Consider the following 22,387-nt stretch of genomic DNA (forward strand, 5'->3'; position numbering starts at 1 on the left):
GTCCTACTGCTTTCCTGTCGAGGGCGCACCGCGCCTGGCGATTTCCGCGGCAGCCTCAAGGTAGGAGAGGGAGCCGGCCGAGTTGACGTCGTAATTGATCACACTTTGCCCGTAGCTCGGCGCCTCAGACACTCGAACGGAGCGCGGAATCGGAGTTTCGAGCACCTGATCAGGGAAATGCTGTCGCACATCTTCGGCAACCTGCTGGGCGAGATTGGTGCGGCTGTCGTACATGGTGAGCAGAATCGTCGTCACGGCCAACTCGGGATTGAGATGCCGCTCGATCATCTCGATGTTCTTCAGCAGCTGGCTGAGACCTTCGAGCGCGTAGTACTCACACTGGATGGGGATGAGGACTTCCCGGGCAGCGACGAAAGCGTTGATCGTCAACAGTCCAAGCGAAGGCGGGCAGTCGATGAAGACGTAGTCGTACGGATCGGCCATGTCCTTGACGTGCAGATCCAGCGCTCGACGCAGCCTCTGCTCACGCGCGACAAGCGAGACGAGCTCAATCTCAGCGCCGGCCAGGTGGATGGTCGCGGGAACGCAGTAGAGCTCTCCGGCCTCCGGGCTCCGCTGGACCACGTCCGCAAGCGGGATGTCATTGATGATCACGTCATAGACGCTGGGCGTCTCCGCATGATGCTCGACTCCGAGCGCGGTCGACGCGTTTCCCTGGGGATCGAGGTCGATGACGAGAACCCGCGCACCCTGCCGGGCGAGCGCCGCGCCCAGGTTCACCGCGGTCGTCGTCTTACCGACGCCACCCTTCTGATTGGAGATGGTGAAGACGCGGGTGCGCTCGGGCTTCGGGAGGGTGTCGGACGCGACGGCCTGACGACGGCGGGTCAGGTCGGCGATCTCGCGGGCAAGGGGAGTGCTTCCGTCGAATCCTGGCGCAGCGCTCGGTGCTTGCTGTTCTTCAGCAGGACGTTTCACGTGAAACCCTTACCTATGGATGTCGATGTTCAGGCCGTACGCCACCCGGAAGTGGCCCCCGTGGCATCCGTCGGCGATGAGGCTCTCGGCTGGCGGGGACTAACCCACTGTAGCTCGAATGACCCGCGTCACCTCGTCCAGCACGCCGTCGCCGAGGGTAAGAACTTCGACGTCCTCGAGTCGGTACCTGCGACTCGCCTTCGCGGCCGCTTCGACCTCCCGCTCGGCGGCAGCGCCCTTCATGAGAACCAGTTGCCCTCCCGCGCGAACCAACGGCGCCGTCAGTGGAATCAGCGTGCGCAGCGCGCTCACTGCACGGGCCGTGACCTGGTCGAGGGGCTCAGGAAGAGCCACGTCCTCCGCTCGGGCACGAAGGACCTGCACGTTTTCGAGACCCAGCACAGAAACCTGATCGGTCAGCCATGCGACGCGGCGCTCCATCGGCTCGATGAGTACGAAGGACACGTCAGGGCGCGCGATGGCGAGCACCAGCCCGGGAAGCCCGGCACCGGAGCCCACGTCTCCGACACGCCCAGGGCGCAGCAGGGGAGCGACGATCACACTGTTGAGGACGTGCCGGCTCCAGAGCCGGGGGAGTTCCAGCGGCCCGATCAGTCCGAGCGTTTCCCCCTGCTCGGCGAGGTTCCGGGTAAACGCACGAGCGACATCGATACGGTCACCGAACAATTCCTCGGCAACCCGGGGCTCTGCCTCCAGCTCCTCCGTCATCGGTTGCGGATCAGCGCTGGGTGATCACGGTGTGCCGGTCGCGCCCCTCGCCACGGGACTCCGAGTGGAAGCCGCGCTCGGAGACGATGTCGTGCACGAGCTTGCGCTCGTATGACGACATCGGAGGCAGCTCAGCCTCCGCCGACCCTGCCTCGATGCGCTCGACAGCGCGGCTGACGAGCGCCGACAGCTCGGCCTGACGGGCGTCGCGGGAACCGCCGATGTCCAGGATCAGTCGCGAGAAGGCGCCCGTCTTGTTCTGCACGGCCAGACGGGTCAGTTCTTGCAGTGCCGTCACCGTCTCCGGCTTGGACAGCACACGCAGGTTCGCGCCCTCGGAAGCGTTGACAGAGACATACGCGCGTCCGTTGCGGGCGTCGATGTCGATGTCGCCGTCGAGGTCGCAGATGTCGAGGAACTCCTCGATGTAATCCGCAGCGACGTCGCCCTCCTGCTCCAGCTGTTCGAGCGACACCGCCTGCTCGCCGCGACCAGGCGACTCAGCTGCAGGGGCCATGGGGGGAAGGTCGGTCATTGCTTCATCACTCACGTTGCTCACCGTTTCTACTTCTGCGGGGGCTTCTTAGGGCGCTTCTTCGCGCGGTTCTTACCGAGCGGCTGCTGCCGCTGAGTGGGCTTCGACGGTTCGTCGAGCGCGATCACATCCCCATCCGGCGTGATCAGCTTGCCCTTGCGGGCCAGCCGGTCCTCCCGGGCCTTCGCGGCCTCACTGCCGGGCGTCGGCATGTTGCGGATGACGAGGAACTGCTGACCCATCGTCCAGACGTTGGACGTCAGCCAGTAGAACATCACGCCCAGGGGGAAGGCGATGCCGGAGAAGGCGAACACCAGGGGCAGCAGGTACAACATGATGCGCTGCTGGCGGAACATCGGGCTCGCCTTGGTCTCAGGCGACATGTTCTTCGAGACGATCTGCAGCTGGGTGACGAACTGCGACACGGTCATCAGGATCACCATGGTCGCGGCGATGACCATCACTGAAGCGCTGAAGGGCTGGCCCGCCGTCATGAGCGACCACTGCGAGGCGAAGGACTCGTGCAGTGGGGCGCCGAACAACCGGGCGTCGACGAAGCTCTTGGCCAACTCGGCGTTGAGTGGACCGACGCCGGCCTTGCCGTGCTGGGCGTCGTTGAGCACGGAGAAGAGCGAGAAGAAGATCGGCATCTGCAGCAGCAGGGGAAGGCACGAGCTCAAGGGGTTCGTCCCGGTGCGCTTGTACAGTTCCATCGTCTCCCGCGACATTGCCTCGCGGGAGAACTGGTCCTTCTTGCCCTTGTACTTGTCCTGGATCTTCTTGAGCTGCGGCGCGACCTCGAGCATCTTCCGCTGGCTCTTGATCTGGCGCACGAACACGGGGATGAGTGCGGCTCGCACCACGAGCACGAGGCCGACAATGGACAGCACCCAGGTGAGGCCACCGTCGTAGTCCATGCCCAGGGTGCTGAACAGCCAGTGGAAGGCCACCAGCAGCAGTTCGACCACCCATTTCAGCGGCCAGAGGATTGTCTGGAAGAGGTCCATAAGGAGCTTGATCAGCCCTTTCCGTGGCTTGGTGCGACAACGAATCCAAATCGTGTCACGTGATAGCGGTGCAGGCTCTTGCGGGGAACGTCATCGACTCCGCCTTCGGCCCACGGATGGCAACGGGCCAGACGACGGACGGCAAGGGCAGATCCGATCAGAACCCCATGTTCCTGTACGGCGCCGAGTGCATATGCGGAACATGACGGATAGTACCTGCAGACGTCGCCGTACAGCGGTGAGATCACCGCTCGATACAGCCGGAGCAGCAGGACGACACAATTGCGGGGAACCAGCAGGAGATTGCGGAGTGCGGCGGTCATCGGCCGGCCATGCCCCTGGTGCGAGCTTCCACGACTTCCGAACGCAGGGTCGTCCACTCCGACGTCGCCGCCGACGGCAAGGCACGAATGACGATGTCGGTCCCGTCGGGGATCGACGGCAGCAATTCTGAGCTCGCTGCCTTCAGGCGCCGGCGGACTCGGTTGCGGGTCACAGCATTCCCCACGTTCTTGGCGACGATGAAGCCGAACCGGGCGGGACCAGGAGTCGTGCCCCTCCGCAGGTACATCACGGTATTGGGGCGCACCACCCGCGACCCACGGCGGACAACCGCCTTATAGTCGGTCCCGCTTGTGATCCGGTTCGCCTTCGCGAGCACCGGTTGGCTCAGGCAGAGAGTTCGTTGCGTCCCTTGCGGCGGCGGGCACCGATGATGGCACGGCCGGCACGGGTGCGCATGCGCAGACGGAAACCGTGCACCTTGGCGCGGCGGCGGTTGTTCGGCTGGAAGGTTCTCTTGCTCATGATGTCTCCACGTGTTGGATCTCCACAGGGCGCGACGGACGCGTCCGGGAAAGAAATGGGTAGCCCTCAGGCTCAGGTCAACTGATTAAAACTACGGCCTTCCATCCCTATGGTCAAACCCATCCTCGCGCCGAGCGGCGATTCTCCCTAATCGGATCCCCAATACAGGGGAGCGACACGCTGGGACTTCTCACCGGGTTTGTTCCCACTGGCTGTTTTGGCTAGCGTGTTCACAAGTTATCCACAGGCCGGCGCCGTGAAGCTGGGAATTCACCGGTTTTTACCCACAGGCCGTGGATAACCCTGTGAATAGCTGCCGCGATTTTCCCGAATCGGATCGACGCCAGCGCGCCGAAGGAAAGAAGATTGAAGCGCGTGCTTCCAACGAACAACACAGAGGATGCGAGAGACCATGGCTGACGGGGAAACGCCGATCGCCCAGACCTGGCAGGCCGTTCTCGCGGCGCTCGAGTCCGATGCAAGCATCACGCCGATGCTCTACGGCTTTCTGAACCTCGTTGAACCCAAGGGGATCGCCGCCGGGACCTTCTATCTCGAGGTTCCCAACGAATTCACCGCGAGCATGCTCAACCAGCGGATGCGCGTGCCCCTGTTGACGGCCATGGACCAGCTCATCGACGAGACGGTCACCACCTTCTACGTGGTCGTGAACCCGGAGTTGGAGCAGGAAGCCCTGCGGCCCGTCCACGAGCCGGTTCACCAGCCCGACGTGCAGACTCCGGCCGCCCCGCAGTCCGTCTTCGAGAGCCCGGCGACCGAGAACCCACACGACACCCGCCTCAACCCGAAGTACAGCTTCGACAACTTCGTCATCGGCCAATCCAACCGGTTCGCGCACGCTGCGGCGGTCGCGGTCGCCGAAGCGCCGGCCAAGGCATACAACCCGCTCTTCGTCTACGGCGAGTCCGGCCTGGGAAAGACGCACCTGCTGCACGCCATCGGCCACTACGCGATGAGCCTGTATCCCGGCATCCGGGTTCGCTATGTGAGTTCCGAGGAATTCACGAATGACTTCATCAATTCGATCGCGAACAACCGCGGGTCCCTGTTCCAATCCCGGTACCGCAACATCGACATCCTCTTGATCGACGACATCCAGTTCCTGCAGGGCAAGGCGGAGACCCAGGAAGCGTTCTTCCACACCTTCAACACCCTGCACGATCACAACAAGCAGGTCGTGATCACAAGCGACCTGCCACCCAAGCACTTGACCGGATTCGAAGACCGCATGCGATCGCGTTTCGAGTGGGGCCTCATCACCGATGTGCAGGCGCCGGACCTCGAGACCCGCATCGCGATCCTTCGAAAGAAGGCGCAGAGCGAGAAGCTCCAGGTGCCCGACGACATCCTCGAGTTCATGGCCTCAAAGGTCTCGTCCAACATCCGGGAGCTCGAGGGCACCTTGATCCGGGTCACCGCATTCGCCAGCCTCAACCGCACGCCCGTCGACATGGCCCTGGTGCAGACGGTGCTGAAGGACCTCATCACCCTGGATGAGGACAACATCATCGCGCCGGTCGACATCATCACCAACACCGCCGACTACTTCAAGCTCACCGTCGATGACCTCTACGGCTCATCGCGCTCCCAAGCGGTGGCGACGGCGAGACAGATCGCAATGTACCTGTGTCGCGAACTGACCAACCTGTCGCTGCCCAAGATCGGCCAGCTGTTCGGAAACCGCGATCACACCACGGTGATGTACGCGAACAAGAAGATCAGCGAGCTGATGAAAGAGCGGCGCTCGATCTACAACCAGGTCACCGAACTGACCAACCGCATCAAACAGAACCACCGGTACAAGTAGCGTGCTTTCGCTGTTCCTGGGTCCTGTGGATAACCCTGTGGATTTGTGAGCGAAAACTCCGGGCGCACTGTAGAAAACGACGCCCGCGTTGTGAAAAGTCACGGCGACGCCGCGGTGGGCTCCGACATTCTGCGGATTAACGCCCACAGGCGCCCAACAAGTCACACCGTTGTAGTTCCCATGCCCAGCGCGGCGAAGAGAGAGTTATCCACAGTTTGCACAGCGGTTAAGACCATTAACGAATTAACTTCTCTCTCTATAGAAACCGACAACCTTTACCGCAGCGGGCTCGAAATCGGCAGCCTGACAAACCCGACTAGCATTGAGCCGACAATTGTTTGCCTCCACCGGACAGGAGTGACTTCGTGAGATTTCAGGCCAATCGGGATGTCTTCAGCGAAGCCGTTTCGTTCGCAGTGAAGCTCCTGCCTCAGCGCACCACGCTGCCCATCCTCAGCGGTGTGTTGATCGAGGCGACCGAAAGCGGCCTCACGCTGTCGTCTTTCGACTATGAAGTCTCCGCTCGGACGGAGATCGCTGCGGAGGTGGAGGAGACCGGGACGGTACTCGTCTCCGGTCGGCTGCTGGCAGAGATCGCCAGCCGGATGCCCAATGCGCCGGTGCGGTTCGTGACCGATGAGTCGCGCATCACCGTAAGTTGCGGATCGGCCAACTTCACCCTGCTCTCCATGCCCGTGGAGGAATACCCCACGATTCCCCAGATCAGCACGGAATCCGGCCTCGTTCCGGCCGAGGATTTCGCTGCCGCGGTCGCCCAGGTCGCCGTCGCTGCGTCCAGGGACGACGTCACTCCCGTGATCACCGGCGTGCAGCTCGAGGTGTCCGGCACCAGCGTGAGCCTGGTCGCTACCGACCGCTACCGTGTGGCCGTGCGCGAGATCGACTGGGATCCGGGCAGCAACCCCGCCAGTGACACCATTCCGGCACTGGTGCCGGCACGCACGCTCCAAGAGATCGGCAAGACCTTCGGACACAGCGGGACCATCTCGGTGGCGATCACCAGCAAGGACGACCGTGAGCTGATCGCGTTCACGGCTGACAAGAAGACCGTCACCTCGCTGCTGATCAAGGGCAACTTCCCGCCGGTCCGCCGTCTGTTCCCCGAATCCGTCGACAACTACGCGGTGATGAACACCGCCGAGCTGATCGAAGCGACCCGGCGCGTGCAGCTGGTGCTGGAGCGGGAGGCCGCACTGCGCTTCACGTTCACCGCCGACGGGCTCACCCTGGAGGCGATCGGCAGCGAGCAGGCCCAGGCCTCCGAAACGATCGACGCGATCCTCACGGGCAATGACACAGTGGTCTCCCTCAAGCCCCAATTCCTGCTCGACGGCCTCGGGGCCGTTCACTCCGAGTTCGTCCGCATCTCGTTCACGAAGACCGAGAACCCGAACAAGCCCGGCCCTGTGCTGATCACCAGCCAGACGTCGCGCGAGAACGCCGGCGCCGACAGCTACAAGTACCTCTTGCAGCCGAACCTGCTGCTTCGGTAACGCACCGCGCCAGCGGGCAATCACGCAACGAGTCAGAAGGAGCGCGTCATGCATATCGGAATCATCGGCCTCGGGAAGATGGGCGCGAACATGCGCACCCGCCTGCGTGCGGCGGGCATCGAAGTGACCGGGTATGACCGCAATCCCGAGGTGACGGATGTCGCGACAACGGACGAGCTGGTGCAGGCGCTGCCGGCACCGCGCATCGTCTGGGTGATGGTGCCGGCCGGACCGATCACCGACTCGGTCATCGGCGACCTCGGCGAGAAACTCGACGAGGGCGACCTCGTCATCGACGGTGGCAACTCGCGCTTCACCGAGGACTTCAAGCATGCCGAATTCCTGGCGACCAAGGGGATCAACTACGTCGACGCAGGTGTCTCCGGCGGCGTCTGGGGAGTCACCAACGGTTACGGCCTGATGGTCGGCGGCAAGACCGAGCAGGTCGAGCGCGCGATGCCGATCTTCGACGCACTGCGTCCGGAGGGGCCGCGTGACGAGGGCTTCGTGCACGCCGGCGAGATCGGTGCCGGTCATTACGCCAAGATGGTGCACAACGGCATCGAGTACGCACTCATGCAGGCCTATGCCGAGGGATACGAGCTGCTCGAGGCGAAGGACACCCTGATCAGCAACGTCCCGGGCATCTTCAAGGCCTGGCAGCAGGGAACTGTGGTTCGTTCCTGGCTTCTCGAACTTCTCGTGCGTGCCTTGGAGCACGACCCCAACCTCTCCGACATCGAGGGCTACGTGGAGGACTCGGGCGAGGGCCGCTGGACGATTGAAGAGGCCATTGAGAACGCGGTTCCGGTTCCCACGATCAGCGCTTCCATTTTCGCCCGGTTCGTCTCACGGCAGGACGACTCCCCGGCGATGAAGGCCGTCGCTGCCCTCCGCAACCAGTTCGGCGGACACGAAGTCAAGAAGGCCGACTAGAAAGCAAGGTGAGTGGATGAGGGCCACCCATCTCTCCCTCGCCGACTTTCGGAACTACCAGTCAGCCGAGGTCGCGTTCTCGCCAGGGCCGAACCTTGTCGTCGGCAGGAACGGCCAGGGCAAGACCAACCTCGTCGAGGCGCTCGGTTATCTGAGCACGCTCGGATCCCATCGGGTCTCGAATGACAAGGCGCTCATCCGTGCGGAGTGCGACGCCGCGATCATCCGCGCGCGCGTGGAATTCAATGGCCGTGAGGTCCTCGCCGAAGTGCAGATCAACCGCGCGGCACCCAATCGCGCCCAGGTGAACCGTTCGGCGATCAAGCCGCGCGAGCTTCCCCGCTATTTCTCGAGCGTGCTGTTCGCTCCTGAGGACCTCTCCCTCATCCGGGGAGACCCCTCAGGGCGGCGCCGGTTTCTCGACCAGCTCCTCGTACTACGGAATCCCCGGGTCTCCGGGATTCTGGCGGACTACGAACGGGTGCTCAAGCAGCGCAACACCCTCTTGAAGTCCGCACGTGCGAGTCGTGTTGCCGCCCATGCCCTGACGACCCTCGACATCTGGGACGAGAGGCTCGTGGAGATCGGGTCCCAGATCATCGATGAGCGGAGCAGACTGGTGGGCCTGCTCGCCCAACCCCTGCGTGAGGCCTACCAGTCCGTGGCCGGGGATGACCACGTTCCTGAGCTCCAGTCATCGCTCAGCGTCCTCGGCCAGAACGAGGGGGACGAGGATGCTGCCGGCTCCGTCCCCGAGATGGCGGCGCCGGACGCCGGCAGCCGCGCAACGACGGACCTCTTCCGTGAGGCGCTGACCGAACGACGGCCCAGGGAACTCGAACGCGGCCTCACGCTCGTCGGTCCCCACCGGGATGATGTCGTCTTCCGCCTGAATTCGCTTCCCGCCAAGGGGTACGCCAGCCATGGTGAGACCTGGTCGTTCGCACTCGCGCTGAAACTCGCATCCGCCGAACTGTTGCGGCGCGACTCGACAAGCGGTGACCCGGTGCTGATCCTCGACGACGTGTTCGCCGAGCTCGACCAGGCCCGGCGTGCCCGGCTCGCCGACGCCGTCACCGGGTTCGAGCAGGTCATCATCACGGCTGCCGTGCTGGAGGACATTCCCGAGGCCCTGACCGCGCACATCATCCGTATCAGCGCCGGAGCGGTTGAATGAGCGAACCATCCGGCGGTAGGGCACCGCGCTTTAGCGAGGCCGCGCGGGTCTTCCTGCATTTCAAGGACGTCTTCGGTGACCCGAATGCCGGGAGGTCGCGCGCGAGGAAACAGCGGCGGGAGGAGCGCGGATCGAGCGTGCCGTTCGGTGCCGGCCGAGACCCGCGAGGCCTCGGCGACGCGCTGTCGTCGCTGACCTCGCAACTCGGGTGGAACTCCCCGCTTGCGCAGTCGGAACTGCTGGCCTCGTGGGCGGAGATCGCCGGCGCGGAGACCGCGAGCCACTCGACACCGGCGGGGATCACCGACGGCGTACTCACGGTGAAATGCGAGTCCACCGCCTGGGCCACCCAGCTCCGCCTCATGCGAGTCGACATTATGACGCACATTGCGAAGCGATACCCGGACGCCGGGATCGAATCGGTACGTTTCCAAGGGCCGGACGCCCCGTCCTGGAAAAAGGGCCCCAGATCAATTCCAGGGCGCGGTCCACGCGATACTTACGGCTAGGAACACAAATCAGGTCACCCGAACGAATAAAACGCGTGAGACGCGCGAATCTGCAGCTGGCTTCCCGGGCGGTTTGGTAGACTGAAGAGTCGCCGTTCGCGGCAGAGGGAGCCCAAACTTCATATGACAGCAGACGCGCAAACACCCGAGCCCGCCCACGCATACGGGGCCGACGAAATCCAGGTTCTCGAAGGTCTCGAAGCCGTTCGCAAGCGACCGGGAATGTACATCGGGTCGACCGGCCCGCGCGGTCTGCACCACCTGGTCTATGAGATCGTCGACAACTCCGTCGATGAAGCTCTCGCCGGATATTGCGACACGATCGACATCCGCATTCTTGCGGACGGTGCCATGCGCGTCCAGGACAACGGACGCGGCATCCCGGTCGACATCCACAGGACCGAGGGCCGCTCGACCCTCGAGGTGGTGCTCACCGTTCTCCACGCCGGCGGAAAGTTCGGCGGCGGCGGATACGCCGTCTCCGGTGGACTCCACGGTGTCGGCAGCTCGGTCGTGAACGCACTGTCGAGTCGCCTCGAGGTGGAGGTTCGCCGGCAGGGACACGTCTGGAGCCAGAGCTACGCCAACGGCATCCCCAATGCCCCCGTCGAAAAGGGGGAGGAGACCGACGAGACCGGTACCACCACCACCTTCTGGCCGAGCGCCGAGACCTTCGAGACGATCGAGTTCGACTACGAGACGCTGCGCGCGCGCTTCCAGCAGATGGCGTTCCTCAACAAGGGCCTGCGCCTGACCCTCACCGACGAGCGTGAGGAGTACCGCGACGAAGAAGGCAACCCGCTCACCAACACCTTCCTCTATGAGCAGGGCCTCGTCGACTACGTCGAGTACCTGAACCGGGCACGCAAGGCGGATCTCGTCAACGACGAGATCATTTCCTTCGACGTCGAGGATCACGAGCGCAAGATCGCCCTCGAGGTGGCGATGCAGTGGACGACGGCCTACACGGAAAGCGTCCACACCTACGCGAACACCATCAACACACACGAGGGCGGCACGCACGAGGAGGGGTTCCGCGCGGCCCTCACCAGCCTCATCAACCGGTACGCCCGCGACAAGGGGATCCTGAAGGACAAGGATGACAACCTCTCGGGCGACGACGTGCGCGAGGGTCTGACGGCCGTCATCTCGATCAAACTCTCCGAGCCGCAGTTCGAGGGACAGACGAAGACGAAGCTCGGCAACACCGAGGCCAAGTCGTTCGTGCAGAAGGTCACGAACGACCAGTTGTCCGACTGGTTCGACCGCAACCCGATCCAGGCACGGGACATCATCCGCAAGGCCCTGCAGGCGGCGACGGCCCGCATGGCGGCGCGCAAGGCCCGGGAAACCGCCAGGCGCAAGGGCCTCCTCGAAGGCGGCGGCATGCCCGGCAAACTCAAGGACTGCCAGAGCAAGGACCCCTCGATCTCCGAGATCTTCATCGTCGAGGGTGACTCGGCCGGTGGCTCCGCCGTGCAGGGTCGCAACCCCGAGACCCAGGCGATTCTTCCGCTGCGGGGGAAGATCCTGAACGTGGAGAAGGCCCGGCTGGACCGTGCCCTCGGCAACAACGAGGTACAGGCCATGATCACGGCCTTCGGTGCCGGCATCGGGGAGGATTTCAACCCCGACAAGGTGCGGTACCACAAGATCGTTCTCATGGCGGATGCCGACGTCGACGGCCAGCACATCACCACGCTGCTCCTGACCCTGCTGTTCCGTTACATGCGCCCGCTGATCGACCTCGGGTACGTCTACCTCGCCCAGCCACCGCTGTACCGCCTGAAGTGGACCAACGCCCCACACCAGTACGTGTACTCCGACCGGGAGCGCGACGTGCTCCTTGCGGACGGCCAGGCCGCCGGCAAGCGCATCCCCAAGGACAACGGCATCCAGCGCTACAAGGGTCTCGGTGAGATGGACTACCAGGAGCTGTGGGAGACCACGATGGCACCGGAGTCCCGGACCCTGCTGCAGGTGACGCTCGACGACGCCGCCGCAGCCGACGAGATCTTCTCGGTGCTGATGGGCGAGGACGTCGAGTCACGCCGCAATTTCATTCAAAAGAACGCGAAGGACGTGCGCTTCCTTGACATCTGACGACACCCCGAACATCCCGGGAGACGCCGCCGCCGACGAGGCTGCCCGCTACCTGTTGCAGCACGGCAAGGTCGACCAGGTCGACCTGCAACTCGAGATGCAGCGCTCGTACCTCGACTACGCCATGAGCGTCATCGTGGGCCGCGCCCTGCCCGACGTGCGCGACGGCCTGAAGCCGGTGCACCGCCGCGTCATCTACGCCATGTACGACGGCGGCTACCGACCCGACAAGGCCTTCTCCAAGTGCTCCCGCGTTGTCGGCGACGTCATGGGGCAGTTCCACCCGCACGGCGACACGTCCATCTACGACGCGCTCGTGCGCCTGGTGCAGCCGTGGAGCCTCCGCTACCCCCTCGCGCTCGGCCAGGGCAACTTCGGCTCCCCGGGCAATGACGGCGCAGCCGCTCCCCGGTACACCGAGACCAAGATGGCCCCGCTCGCGCTCGAAATGGTGCGCGACATCAACGAGGACACCGTCGACTTCCAGGACAACTACGACGGCCGTACGCTGGAACCGACCGTCCTGCCTTCGCGATTCCCGAACCTGCTGGTCAACGGCTCCGTCGGCATCGCGGTCGGCATGGCCACGAACATCCCGCCGCACAACCTGCGTGAAGTGGCCGCCGGCGCGCAGTGGTACCTCGAGAACCCGGACGCGACGCGCGAAGAGCTGCTGGACGCCCTCGTGCAGCGGATCAAGGGACCGGACTTCCCGACCGGCGCACAGATCCTCGGCATCAAGGGCATCCAGGACGCCTACCGCACCGGCCGCGGATCCATCACGATGCGTGCCGTAGTCACCATCGAGGAGCTCCAGGGCCGCACCTGCCTCGTCATCACCGAGCTGCCCTACCAGGTCAACCCCGACAACCTCGCGATCAAGATCGCCGAGCTGGTCAAGGACGGCAAGATCTCCGGGATCGCCGACATCCGGGATGAGACCTCGGGACGCACGGGCCAGCGCCTCGTCATCGTGCTCAAGCGTGACGCGGTTGCGAAGGTCGTGCTGAACAACCTGTACAAGCACACGCAGTTGCAGGAGAACTTCGGCGCGAACATGCTCGCCATCGTCGACGGTGTGCCGCGCACACTGCCGCTCGACGGCTTCATCTCGGCGTGGGTCGCTCACCAGATCGACGTCATCGTTCGCCGCACCCAGTTCCGGCTGAACAAGGCCGAAGCGGATGCGCACATCCTGCGCGGTTATCTCAAGGCGCTCGACGCCCTCGACGAGGTGATCGCCCTCATCCGTCGTTCACCCACGGTCGACGACGCCCGCGCGGGCCTGATGGAGCTGCTCGACGTCGACAAACTGCAGGCCGACGCCATCCTCACCATGCAGTTGCGCCGTCTCGCCGCGCTTGAGCGCCAGAAGATCGTCGACGACGCGGCGCGCCTTGAAGAGGAGATCGCCGAGTACAAGGCGATCCTCGCCAGCCCGGAGCGCCAGCGGAGCATCATCAGCGAGGAGCTCGCCGAGATCGCCGAGCGATTCGGCGACGACCGCCGCACCGAGATCATGTTCGGGTTCGACGGTGACATGTCGATCGAGGACCTGATCCCCGAAGAGGAGATGGTGATCACCGTCACCCGGGGCGGTTACATCAAGCGCACGCGAAGCGACAACTACCGCAGCCAGCACCGCGGCGGCAAGGGCGTGCGCGGTGCCCAGCTCCGTGCGGACGACGTGGTGGAGCACTTCTTCGTGACCACCACCCACCATTGGCTGCTGTTCTTCACCAACACCGGACGCGTGTACCGCGCGAAGGCGTACGAGGTGCAGGAGGGCGGCCGTGACGCCAAGGGACAGCACGTCGCCAACCTCCTCGCCATGCAGCCGGGCGAGGAGATCGCGCAGATCCTCGACATCCGCGATTACCAGGTGGCGACCTACCTCACCCTCGCCACCCGTGAAGGGCTGATCAAGAAGACACCCCTCGTCGAGTACGACACGAACCGCTCAGGCGGCATCATCGCCATCAAGCTTCGCGAAGGCGACGAACTCGTCTCCGCGATGCTCGTCGACGAGGACTCCGATCTGCTCCTCGTGTCGCGCAAGGGCATGTCGATCCGCTTCCAGGCAACGGATGAGGCGCTGCGCCCCATGGGGCGGAGCACATCCGGCGTCATCGGCATGCATTTCCGCGGCGACGACTCGCTGCTCGACGCATCCGTGGTCTCCGACCAGGGGTACGTCTTCGTCGTGACCGAGGGCGGCTACGCCAAGCGCACATCCGCCGACCAGTACCGCTTGCAGAACCGTGGTGGGCTGGGAATCAAGGTGGCCAAGCTCAGCGAGGACCGCGGCGAACTGGTCGGCGCCCTGATCGTCGATGAGGGCGATGAGGTGCTCGTGGTCCTCGCGGGCGGCAAGGTGATACGCTCTGACGTCGCCGAAGTGCCGGCCAAGGGGCGCGACACGATGGGCGTGGTCTTCGCGAAGTTTGCGGAAAAAGACAGGATCATCGCTATAGCGAAGAACACCGAACGCAATCTGGTAGCCGAAGAGATCGAAGCTCCACTCGAAGGCGAGCAGGGGAAAGAAGAGTCAGTAGATGAGTAGCGTCGCCGAGAAGCTGGCAAAGAAGTCAACGCGGAAACCCGCCACGAAGCAGGTGCGCCTGAAGCTGGTGTACATCGACTTCTGGTCTGCCGTGAAACTGTCGTTCCTGATCGCCATCTGCGTGGCCATCGTCACGATCGTCGCGACCTTCCTCATCTTCACGGTGCTGAACCAGACCGGTCTCTTCGAGCAGATCAACCAGATCTATACGTCGATCGCGGGGGAGACGAGCGACCTCTCGACCATTCTCTCGCTGGGTAACATCATGGGCTTCGCCGTGGTCGTCGCCCTGCTGGACACCGTCGTCATCACGGCGCTCGGCGCGGTCGTGGCCCTGCTCTACAACCTCAGCGTCAAGATGACCGGCGGGCTGCTCGTCGGCTTCACAAACAACTGATCGGCGCCGGCATTGAGCCGGCGCTCGATTAGAAGATCGTGGCAGATTCAGGTAGTCTCTAATCTGCCCAATCGGGGATATAGCTCAGGCGGTTAGAGCGCTTCGCTGATAACGAAGAGGTCCCAGGTTCAAGTCCTGGTATCCCCACAATTCCCCATCCGGGGCCTTAGCTCAATTGGTAGAGCGCCTGCTTTGCAAGCAGGAGGTCAGGAGTTCGATTCTCCTAGGCTCCACACTTCGATCTCCGCGTGATACGTCACGGGGATCACACCTAGGCTCCACGTTCTCCTGGAACTGAGCTGTCTGCGGTGCGTGCTCGTCGCTACTGAGTGTGGTGAACGTAGAGGTCGCGGAGCAGCGCGATTTCGGCTCCGTGGTGCAGGATCTCTTGGGTAGTAGTACCTGGCGCCAGTCGGCTGCGGCGTGACGGAAAACGCGCGCGTCAAGGCGACTTACAGGCAGCTTGGACGGCACGGCCGTACATGGACTTCGAGATCCACCGACTCGCACATCCTGATCAGGCGAGGGAGAGCGCGACTCCGTCAAGAATGTCGTGCTCGCTCGTCACGACGGTGTCGAGGCTGCGTCCCGATGCGGCGACAGCGTCAACCGTTCGGCGCAGGACCGTCGCCCAGACCAGGGCGCCGGCAGCGATGACGTCGATCCGTCCGGGGTGCATGTATGGCAGAGCCGCCCGCTCGTTGCGGGTCATCCCTGCGAGGTCATCGCACGCGTCGAGGACTGTCGCGATCGGCAGCCGCGCACCGTGGATGGCGCGTGCATCGTATCGATCGAGCCGCAGGGCATGCGCGGTGATCGTCGTGACCGTCCCCGCGACGCCGATGATCTCGCGTACCTCGGTCAGGTCGACGCTGTCGGTCGCCTCGTCGATGGCGGCATTGACGTCGCGGCGCAGATTGCGGCGGTCGTCCTCAGCCGGAGGATCGGTGCGCACGTTGCGTTCGGTCATGCGCACGCAGCCGACGTCCATCGAGTAGATGGACTCCGGGGAGCCTCCGCCGAGCACGAGCTCCGTCGAACCGCCGCCGAGGTCGACGACGAGACGTCCCCGCGCATCGTCGTTCGACGCGTTGAGGGCGCTTGTCGCGCCTCGGAATGACAACGCTGCCTCCTCAGCGCCCGCGATCACCTCAGGATGGACGCCGATGATCTCACGGACCGCGTCGATGAAGACCTGCCGGTTGGCCGCATCCCGGGTCGCTGAGGTGGCCACGAACCGGACTTTCTCGACTTCGTGCTTCGCGCACTGGGCGGCGTAACGCCGTGTCGCATCGAGGGTGCGCTCGAGAGCGGCGTCGGCGAATCGGCCCGTACGATCCACGCCCTCGCCGAGCCGCACGACCTCGAGGGTGCGCACGATGTCGGTTACGACGCCGTTCGCGACGTCTGCGATGAGTAGGCGGATGGAATTGGTGCCACAGTCGATGGCGGCCACTCGGGTCACGGTCACTCCTTCAGGACGAGGTTCGCGCCGCTTTTCAGCGGCAGAGGACGACGGGGGCAGGACGCGAGGGAAACACAGAACGCCCGGCCTTTCGACCGGGCGTTCTTCGCGTGTTGCGGAGGGTCAGCTTTCCTCGACAGGGGTGACGGTCGTTGCGGTGCCGCCGGTGGTGCTCGGTGTGGTGACCACGACCTCGTCTTCCTCGGCGACCCAGAGCTCGTCATCCGCCTTGAAGGTCTGCCAGATGGCGTAACCCACCCCTGCAGCGGCGACCACGGCAGCACCGAGGGCGATGAAGGTGCCGACGCCCGGTCCCTTCTTCTCGACCACCACCGGCTTCTGGAGGTGCATGCGGGACAGGGCAGCGCGCACGCGGGCGTCTTTCGCGACGTCGCCGACGGACATGACGGCGCCGATGGCCGTGCCGACGGCCGGGAGGGTGGTGGCCGCGACCCGGTGTCCAATTCCCCCGGCGATCCCCTGGGTGGTGGCCACGTGTGGCTTGACGTACTGGTCGTAGCTGCTCACCACGCGGGGAACGACCTCTTCCCTGGTGAGCACGCTCGCCTGCCGCGCCGCCTCGCGCGCCACGGCGCCCGCGCGGTCCAGCACGTCCTGCTGCTGGCTCCACAGCTCGTCTGCGTGCTTCCGCAGCCGATCGAGTTCCTTGCGGCGCTTTCGTGACAGGCTCATCTGGACCCTCCATCGATGTCGTGTTGCGAACAGTGTCCATCTTGCCACCGAATCGACTGGGAGCGCTCTGGGAGTATCCCCGCATTCCCGCTGATCGGGTGTCGAAACGGCGGCTGTGTAAGAATTGACCCTATGTCCAAGCACACGGCGATCGCCACCCTCAACACCTCACTCGGCCCGATCACGATCAACCTCTACGGCAACCACGCTCCGAAGACGGTCAAGAACTTCGTCGGCCTGGCAACGGGGGAGATCGAGTGGACGCACCCCGGCACGGGCGTGAAGAGCACCGACCCGCTGTACGACGGCACCATTTTCCACCGCATCATCAAGGACTTCATGATCCAGGCCGGCGACCCGCTGGGCCAGGGGATCGGCGGCCCGGGCTACCAGTTCGACGATGAGATCAACCCGGAGCTCGACTTCACCCAGCCGTACGTTGTCGCGATGGCCAACGCCGGAACCCAGGGTGGCCGCGGAACGAACGGCTCGCAGTTCTTCATCACCGTCGTGCCCACCACCTGGCTGCAGGGCAAGCACACCATCTTCGGCTCGGTCGATGACGAGGCGTCACGCGCCATCGTCGAGAAGATCGCCGCCGTGCCGACCGGCCGTGGCGACCGGCCCCTCGAGGACGTCGTCATCGAGAGCGTCACGGTCGAGCAGGTCTAGGGCCCCGGGCAGCACGTGACTGCAGGGCCGGAGGGTTCGGCGAACCACTGTTACCGGCATCCCGACCGCGAGAGCTACGTGCTCTGCCAGCGCTGCGGGCGCACCATCTGCCCGGAGTGCATGACGCAGGCGCCCGTCGGGGTGATCTGCCCGGAATGCATGCGTGAGGCACGAGCCAGCATGCCGCGGACAAAGCCGGCACTGCTGCGGCGCTCCGATGACCGGCCCGTGGTCACCCTGGGCATCATCGCGGTGACCGTCGTGGTCTACCTGCTGCAGTGGATCCCGGGCTTGGCGGTGACGCAGAACCTCGCGTACACCCCGATCCTCACGGCGGTCGAACCGTGGCGCATGCTGACGAGCGTCTTCGTGCATTCGCGCGGCTTCATCTTCCACATCCTGCTCAACATGTACATGTTGTGGATCTTCGGCCAGCTCATGGAGCAGCTGCTCGGCCGAGCGCGCTTCCTGTCGCTGTACCTCATCTGCGGGTTCGCTGGATCGGTGGGCGTGCTGCTTCTGGCGCCGGTGAACACGGTTGTCGTTGGTGCGTCCGGTGCGATCTTCGGGCTGATGGGTGCGTTCCTGGTCATCCAGCGCCGGCTCGGCGGCAATACCAACCAGCTGCTCATCCTGTTGGTGATCAACCTCGTGATCGGGTTCATCCCCGGCCTGAACATCGCATGGCAGGCCCACGTGGGGGGGCTTGTCGGCGGCGCGCTCGTGGGCGTCATCTACCTGGAGACCAGAGGCCGCCAGCGGAAGGCGCTACAGATCGCGCTCCTGGTGGCGCTTGTCGTGGTGCTGGTGGCGGCATCCGTTGCCCGCATCCTGCTGTGAAAAGTTATCCACAGGACTTTCCACACTGGGGATAATTACATCCGTGTAATTAGCGGTGATTCAGCGCCACTGGGTGGTCATGAGGAAGCCGATGAAGGCGATTCCGAAGCCGACGAGAATGTTCCAGGAGCCGAGCGCGGGCACGGGGAGCTGGCCCTGGCTGACGTAGAAGACGATGATCCAGACCAGGCCGAGGAGCATGAAGCCGAACATCACCGGCTTGAACCACACCGGGTTGGGCGCGTCCTCGCTGGAGCGGGGAACGTCGTCGCGGGCGGGCCGGGTGCGGGAATTCGTACGTGCCATGCCCGAGATTCTATCGGTAACCAGCTGTATACCCCTGAGGCTGGTCGGGAAGCCCTCATCGCGGGGGCGATTAGACTCATTTCATGATCGGGAGCCGGCAGGAGAAAGTGGGGGACACACCCACGCCTCGTCGCCGGCTGTCGGTGGTCGGGGTCCTGGGAGAGCTTCTCATCACGGGAGGCGTCCTGGTGTTCCTCTTCCTCGGCTGGCAGCTGTGGTGGAACGACATGATCGTGGCGAACCAGCAGAACCAGGCCGCCAGCGACATCAGTCGGCACTGGATCGAGCAGGCGCCCTCGGCCGCGCCCACAGCCCAACCGAGTCCGGAGCCGGTCGAACCGGTCGTCGCGGCACAGCCCGCCAAGGGCGACGCCTTCGCCGTTCTCTACATTCCCCGCTACGGCGCCGACTACCACCGGACCATCGGGCAGGGCACCGGGCTCAGCATCCTGAACAGCCCCCGCCTCGGCATCGGCCACTATCCCCAGTCCCAGATGCCCGGGGAGGTGGGCAACTTCGCGATCGCCGCCCACCGCAGCGCCAACGGCGGCGGAATGCACCTGATCGACACCTTCCAGCTGGGCGACCCCATTTACGTGCAGACCGCCGACGGCTACTACACCTACCGCTTCCGCGATCTCCAGTACGTGAAGCCGTCCGCCGTCGAGGTGCTCGCGCCGGTTCCCAACCGGCCGGGGGTCAAGCCCACCGACCGCATCATCACACTCACGAGCTGCAACCCGTTGTATTCCACCGCAGAACGCGTGGTCGCGTACGGTGTCTTCGAATCGTGGCGACCGACATCCGCCGGACCGCCTGATGACCTCGCACCGATCATCCAGGCCCAGGCCAAGGGATAGGAGGCCACCATGTACGCAGCGCTCTGGCGCATCCTCCCCGGCCCGTTGTGGGTGCGCATCCTCCTGGTGCTGGTGCTCCTTGCGGCCGTGCTCTACGTGCTCTCCACCTGGATTTTTCCCTGGGTGGACTCGATTGTCTCGAACCAGGAAGCGACGGTAGGCGCGCCATGACCAGGATCCTCGTCATCGACAACTATGACAGCTTCGTGTACACACTGAACGGATACCTCGTCGAACTGGGCGCGGAGACCGATGTCGTGCGGAACGACGCCTTCGATCGAGGTGAGGTGGCGGAGCGGATCAGCGCGTACGACGGCGTCTTGCTGTCACCGGGACCGGGAAAGCCCGTTGACGCGGGCGTCTCGATCGCGGTCGTGGCGGCCGCCATGGAATCGGGAACGCCCTTGTTCGGCGTGTGCCTGGGGCACCAGGCCATCGCCGAGGCCTTCGGTGCCACGGTGACGAACGCGTCGGAGCTGATGCACGGCAAGACCTCCCGCGTCAGGCACGACGGCAGCGATTTCTATGCGGGGGTGCCGCAACCGTTCACCGCCACCAGGTACCACTCGCTGGCGGTGGTCGACGAGACGGTTCCGCCCGAGCTCGTCGTCACGTCGCGTACCGAGGGTGGCGCGATCATGGGACTGCGCCACGTCTCGGCGCCGATCCTGGGCGTGCAGTTCCACCCGGAGTCCGTGCTGACGGAGGGCGGCTATCACATGCTCGGCAACTGGTTGGCGCTGGCCGGGCTCCCGGAGGCCCGCGAGCGGGCGGGGTCGCTGAACCCGTTGTTGAAGCTGGGTTAGCCCGCGCAGTAGGTGAGCGTGACTTCCGACTTCTGTGGGACGTCGCCCGGCGCCAGGGACTGCTTGACCACGGGTGAGCCCGGCTTCGAGGGGCAGGAGTAGTCGGGCTCCTGAGCCGGCACCAACTGGAGGTTGGGCGACGAGAGCAGGTCGGTGGCCGCCGCGAGTGACTGCCCAGTGAGGTCGCTGAGGGTCACCAGGCCGCTTGACACCACGAAGTCGACGGTGGCGCCGGCGTGCGTCGTCCCGTTGCCCTCCGGGTCGGTGCGCAGCACGACATCGGCCGGAACCTCGGGCGAATTCTCCTTGGTGATCATCCCCGGCTCGAGACCGAGTTCGGTGATCGCCGACGTGGCCGCGCCGAGCGACTCGCCGGCCACATCGGGGACGGTGACGGGTTCGGCACCGGTCGAGACGTAGACCTTGATGACCTCGGATGCCTGCACGATGGTGCCGGCGGAGGGATCGGTGCGGATCACCTTGCCTTCGGGAACCTCGGAACTCGCCTCCTCCGCCTTGGTGGCGGCGAGGTCCAGGTCGAGGAGATCGTTCTGGGCCGCCTCGTAGTTCTCGCCGCTCAGGTCGGGAACCTTGCGGGAATTGTCGGGGAGGTCGCTGGAGGGTGTGAGGGTGAAGACCCAGAACATCACGGCGATGATGATGACGATGACGCTCACGATGCCAGCCCAGACCCACACCACCGGTGGGCGCCGCTGGGTGCGCACCATGGTCTGGTCCTCGGCGAGTTGCTTGAGCGCCAGTTCGGGCTCGGAGGAGGCGGGCGGAGGCGGGCCGAACAGACCTGCCGCCGCGTCGTCGGGGTCGTGGCGGGGGACGCGGCCGCTTGCCGCCGTCTCGATGTCGTCTTTGAACTCGGCGGCGGTCTGGTACCTGGCGAAACGGTCCTTCGCGAGCGAACGCATGACAACGGCATCCATCGCCTTCGACACACGCGGATTGATCGAGCTCGGCCGTGCGGGCGCCTCGCTCACGTGCTGATAGGCCACGGCGACGGGAGAGTCGCCCCGGAACGGCGCCTTGCCGGTGAGCATTTCGAACAGTACGACGCCGGCGGAGTAGAGGTCGGTGCGGGCGTCCACGGTCTCGCCCTTGGCCTGCTCCGGAGAGAAGTAGGAGGCAGTGCCGAGGATCGAGGTGGTCTGGGCGACGGTCGTCGCAGAGTCGGAGATGGCCCGGGCGATGCCGAAGTCCATGACCTTCACCTGACCCGACGCCGTGACCATGACATTGCCGGGTTTGATGTCGCGGTGCACGACGCCGGCGCGGTGCGAGTACTCGAGGGCGGTGAGCAGTCCTTCGACGATGCGTATCGCCTCGTCGGGGTCGAGCGGACCCTGGCGGATGATGTCCCGCAGCAGGCGGCCGTCCACGTGCTCCATGACGATGAACGGCAACTGGGCCTCGTGCCCGTCGTCATCGATGATGGTCTCTTCGCCGGCGTCGAACACGCGCACAATCGTGGGATGCGCCATGCGGGCCGCGGCCTGCGCCTCCTGGCGAAAGCGGGTTCGGAAGGCCGGATCGACGGCAAGGGTGGGCTTGAGGAGCTTGATAGCGACGGTGCGGCCCAGACGGGTGTCGGTGCCGACGTGCACGTCGGCCATGCCGCCTCTGCCGATGAGGGCCCCGACGCGGTAGCGGCCCGCGATCAGCCGCCCGTCGTCGGTCAAGACACAGCTC

Annotated in this window: 24 protein-coding genes and 2 tRNA genes; 15 read left to right on the forward strand and 11 right to left on the reverse strand. The window is 64.7% G+C overall.

Annotated features, from left to right (window positions below; translation table 11 throughout):
• Positions 1 to 3 precede the first annotated feature (3 nt).
• The 7 genes from EEJ31_RS01695 to rpmH all read right to left on the reverse strand — a co-directional run bounded on the left by EEJ31_RS01695 (position 4) and on the right by rpmH (position 4,017).
• Positions 4 to 939: a ParA family protein gene (locus tag EEJ31_RS01695; protein ID WP_123044562.1), complete on the reverse strand. Its 936-nt coding sequence runs from the start codon at positions 937 to 939 to the stop codon at positions 4 to 6.
• A gap of 99 nt (positions 940 to 1,038) precedes the next feature.
• Positions 1,039 to 1,668: a 16S rRNA (guanine(527)-N(7))-methyltransferase RsmG gene (gene rsmG / locus EEJ31_RS01700; protein ID WP_123044563.1), complete on the reverse strand. Its 630-nt coding sequence runs from the start codon at positions 1,666 to 1,668 to the stop codon at positions 1,039 to 1,041.
• A 10-nt stretch (positions 1,669 to 1,678) separates the two neighbouring features.
• Complete coding sequence (locus EEJ31_RS01705; protein WP_199727236.1) at positions 1,679 to 2,185, reverse strand: Jag family protein; 507 nt, start codon at positions 2,183 to 2,185, stop codon at positions 1,679 to 1,681.
• 47 nt (positions 2,186 to 2,232) lie between these two features.
• On the reverse strand, positions 2,233 to 3,210 hold the full coding sequence (yidC, locus tag EEJ31_RS01710; RefSeq protein ID WP_123044565.1) for a membrane protein insertase YidC: 978 nt from the start codon (positions 3,208 to 3,210) through the stop codon (positions 2,233 to 2,235).
• 11 nt (positions 3,211 to 3,221) lie between these two features.
• The gene (gene yidD, locus EEJ31_RS01715) at positions 3,222 to 3,533 is read right to left on the reverse strand and encodes a membrane protein insertion efficiency factor YidD (protein WP_123044566.1); all 312 of its coding nucleotides are present in this window, start codon (positions 3,531 to 3,533) and stop codon (positions 3,222 to 3,224) included.
• Complete coding sequence (rnpA, locus tag EEJ31_RS01720) at positions 3,530 to 3,871, reverse strand: ribonuclease P protein component (protein WP_123044567.1); 342 nt, start codon at positions 3,869 to 3,871, stop codon at positions 3,530 to 3,532. Before rnpA ends, yidD begins: the two co-directional genes overlap by 4 nt.
• An 8-nt stretch (positions 3,872 to 3,879) precedes the next feature.
• On the reverse strand, positions 3,880 to 4,017 hold the full coding sequence (gene rpmH / locus EEJ31_RS01725) for a 50S ribosomal protein L34 (RefSeq protein ID WP_123044568.1): 138 nt from the start codon (positions 4,015 to 4,017) through the stop codon (positions 3,880 to 3,882).
• Between the two features lie 412 nt (positions 4,018 to 4,429).
• Between rpmH and dnaA the strand changes: the two genes are divergently transcribed.
• From dnaA to EEJ31_RS01775, 10 genes are all read left to right on the forward strand, one after another.
• Positions 4,430 to 5,845, forward strand: a complete 1,416-nt coding sequence (dnaA, locus tag EEJ31_RS01730; RefSeq protein WP_123044569.1) for a chromosomal replication initiator protein DnaA — start codon at positions 4,430 to 4,432, stop codon at positions 5,843 to 5,845.
• 365 nt (positions 5,846 to 6,210) lie between these two features.
• Positions 6,211 to 7,359, forward strand: coding sequence for a DNA polymerase III subunit beta (gene dnaN / locus EEJ31_RS01735; RefSeq protein ID WP_123044570.1), 1,149 nt, complete (start codon positions 6,211 to 6,213; stop codon positions 7,357 to 7,359).
• Between the two features lie 48 nt (positions 7,360 to 7,407).
• A complete protein-coding gene (gene gnd, locus EEJ31_RS01740; protein WP_123044571.1) occupies positions 7,408 to 8,295 on the forward strand; it encodes a phosphogluconate dehydrogenase (NAD(+)-dependent, decarboxylating) in 888 nt (295 codons plus the stop codon).
• A gap of 16 nt (positions 8,296 to 8,311) precedes the next feature.
• Positions 8,312 to 9,472, forward strand: coding sequence for a DNA replication/repair protein RecF (gene recF / locus EEJ31_RS01745; RefSeq protein ID WP_123044572.1), 1,161 nt, complete (start codon positions 8,312 to 8,314; stop codon positions 9,470 to 9,472).
• A complete protein-coding gene (locus EEJ31_RS01750) occupies positions 9,469 to 9,981 on the forward strand; it encodes a DUF721 domain-containing protein (RefSeq protein ID WP_123044573.1) in 513 nt (170 codons plus the stop codon). Before recF ends, EEJ31_RS01750 begins: the two co-directional genes overlap by 4 nt.
• 123 nt (positions 9,982 to 10,104) lie before the next feature.
• Positions 10,105 to 12,084 carry a DNA topoisomerase (ATP-hydrolyzing) subunit B gene (gene gyrB / locus EEJ31_RS01755; protein ID WP_123044574.1) on the forward strand — a complete coding sequence of 660 codons (1,980 nt, stop codon included), beginning with the start codon at positions 10,105 to 10,107 and terminating at the stop codon, positions 12,082 to 12,084.
• A gap of 13 nt (positions 12,085 to 12,097) precedes the next feature.
• Positions 12,098 to 14,647, forward strand: a complete 2,550-nt coding sequence (gene gyrA, locus EEJ31_RS01760; protein WP_267897603.1) for a DNA gyrase subunit A — start codon at positions 12,098 to 12,100, stop codon at positions 14,645 to 14,647.
• The gene (locus EEJ31_RS01765) at positions 14,640 to 15,044 is read left to right on the forward strand and encodes a DUF3566 domain-containing protein (protein WP_123044576.1); all 405 of its coding nucleotides are present in this window, start codon (positions 14,640 to 14,642) and stop codon (positions 15,042 to 15,044) included. The genes gyrA and EEJ31_RS01765 overlap by 8 nt, the downstream gene beginning before the upstream one ends.
• A gap of 73 nt (positions 15,045 to 15,117) precedes the next feature.
• Positions 15,118 to 15,191, forward strand: a tRNA-Ile gene (locus EEJ31_RS01770).
• A 13-nt stretch (positions 15,192 to 15,204) separates the two neighbouring features.
• Positions 15,205 to 15,277, forward strand: a tRNA-Ala gene (locus tag EEJ31_RS01775).
• Between the two features lie 284 nt (positions 15,278 to 15,561).
• On the opposite strand, the gene EEJ31_RS01780 is transcribed toward EEJ31_RS01775, so the two are convergent.
• Both EEJ31_RS01780 and EEJ31_RS01785 read right to left on the reverse strand, forming a co-directional pair.
• Positions 15,562 to 16,509, reverse strand: coding sequence for a Ppx/GppA phosphatase family protein (locus tag EEJ31_RS01780; protein ID WP_123044688.1), 948 nt, complete (start codon positions 16,507 to 16,509; stop codon positions 15,562 to 15,564).
• Between the two features lie 123 nt (positions 16,510 to 16,632).
• Positions 16,633 to 17,202, reverse strand: coding sequence for a hypothetical protein (locus EEJ31_RS01785; RefSeq protein ID WP_123044577.1), 570 nt, complete (start codon positions 17,200 to 17,202; stop codon positions 16,633 to 16,635).
• Between the two features lie 132 nt (positions 17,203 to 17,334).
• Between EEJ31_RS01785 and EEJ31_RS01790 the strand changes: the two genes are divergently transcribed.
• The gene (locus EEJ31_RS01790; protein WP_123044578.1) at positions 17,335 to 17,874 is read left to right on the forward strand and encodes a peptidylprolyl isomerase; all 540 of its coding nucleotides are present in this window, start codon (positions 17,335 to 17,337) and stop codon (positions 17,872 to 17,874) included.
• Between the two features lie 180 nt (positions 17,875 to 18,054).
• On the forward strand, positions 18,055 to 18,714 hold the full coding sequence (locus tag EEJ31_RS01795) for a rhomboid family intramembrane serine protease (protein WP_325049327.1): 660 nt from the start codon (positions 18,055 to 18,057) through the stop codon (positions 18,712 to 18,714).
• Between the two features lie 60 nt (positions 18,715 to 18,774).
• Here the strand turns inward: EEJ31_RS01795 and EEJ31_RS01800 are convergent, their stop codons facing one another.
• Positions 18,775 to 19,020: a cell division protein CrgA gene (locus EEJ31_RS01800; RefSeq protein ID WP_123044580.1), complete on the reverse strand. Its 246-nt coding sequence runs from the start codon at positions 19,018 to 19,020 to the stop codon at positions 18,775 to 18,777.
• 83 nt (positions 19,021 to 19,103) lie between these two features.
• Here EEJ31_RS01800 and EEJ31_RS01805 point away from each other — a divergent pair, with 83 nt between their 5' ends.
• Genes EEJ31_RS01805 through EEJ31_RS01810 form a run of 3 tightly spaced genes read left to right on the forward strand, consistent with a single transcriptional unit; the run spans position 19,104 to position 20,686 of the window.
• Positions 19,104 to 19,880 carry a class E sortase gene (locus EEJ31_RS01805; protein ID WP_233563677.1) on the forward strand — a complete coding sequence of 259 codons (777 nt, stop codon included), beginning with the start codon at positions 19,104 to 19,106 and terminating at the stop codon, positions 19,878 to 19,880.
• A 9-nt stretch (positions 19,881 to 19,889) separates the two neighbouring features.
• Positions 19,890 to 20,051, forward strand: a complete 162-nt coding sequence (locus EEJ31_RS13940) for a hypothetical protein (RefSeq protein WP_199727238.1) — start codon at positions 19,890 to 19,892, stop codon at positions 20,049 to 20,051.
• A complete protein-coding gene (locus tag EEJ31_RS01810; RefSeq protein WP_123044581.1) occupies positions 20,048 to 20,686 on the forward strand; it encodes an anthranilate synthase component II in 639 nt (212 codons plus the stop codon). Before EEJ31_RS13940 ends, EEJ31_RS01810 begins: the two co-directional genes overlap by 4 nt.
• Here the strand turns inward: EEJ31_RS01810 and pknB are convergent.
• Positions 20,683 to 22,377 carry a Stk1 family PASTA domain-containing Ser/Thr kinase gene (gene pknB / locus EEJ31_RS01815; protein ID WP_123044582.1) on the reverse strand — a complete coding sequence of 565 codons (1,695 nt, stop codon included), beginning with the start codon at positions 22,375 to 22,377 and terminating at the stop codon, positions 20,683 to 20,685. The genes EEJ31_RS01810 and pknB overlap by 4 nt on opposite strands.
• Between the last annotated feature and the right edge of the window lie 10 nt (positions 22,378 to 22,387).

Source organism: Cryobacterium tepidiphilum, from assembly GCF_003716325.1.
Taxonomy (GTDB): domain Bacteria; phylum Actinomycetota; class Actinomycetes; order Actinomycetales; family Microbacteriaceae; genus Cryobacterium; species Cryobacterium tepidiphilum.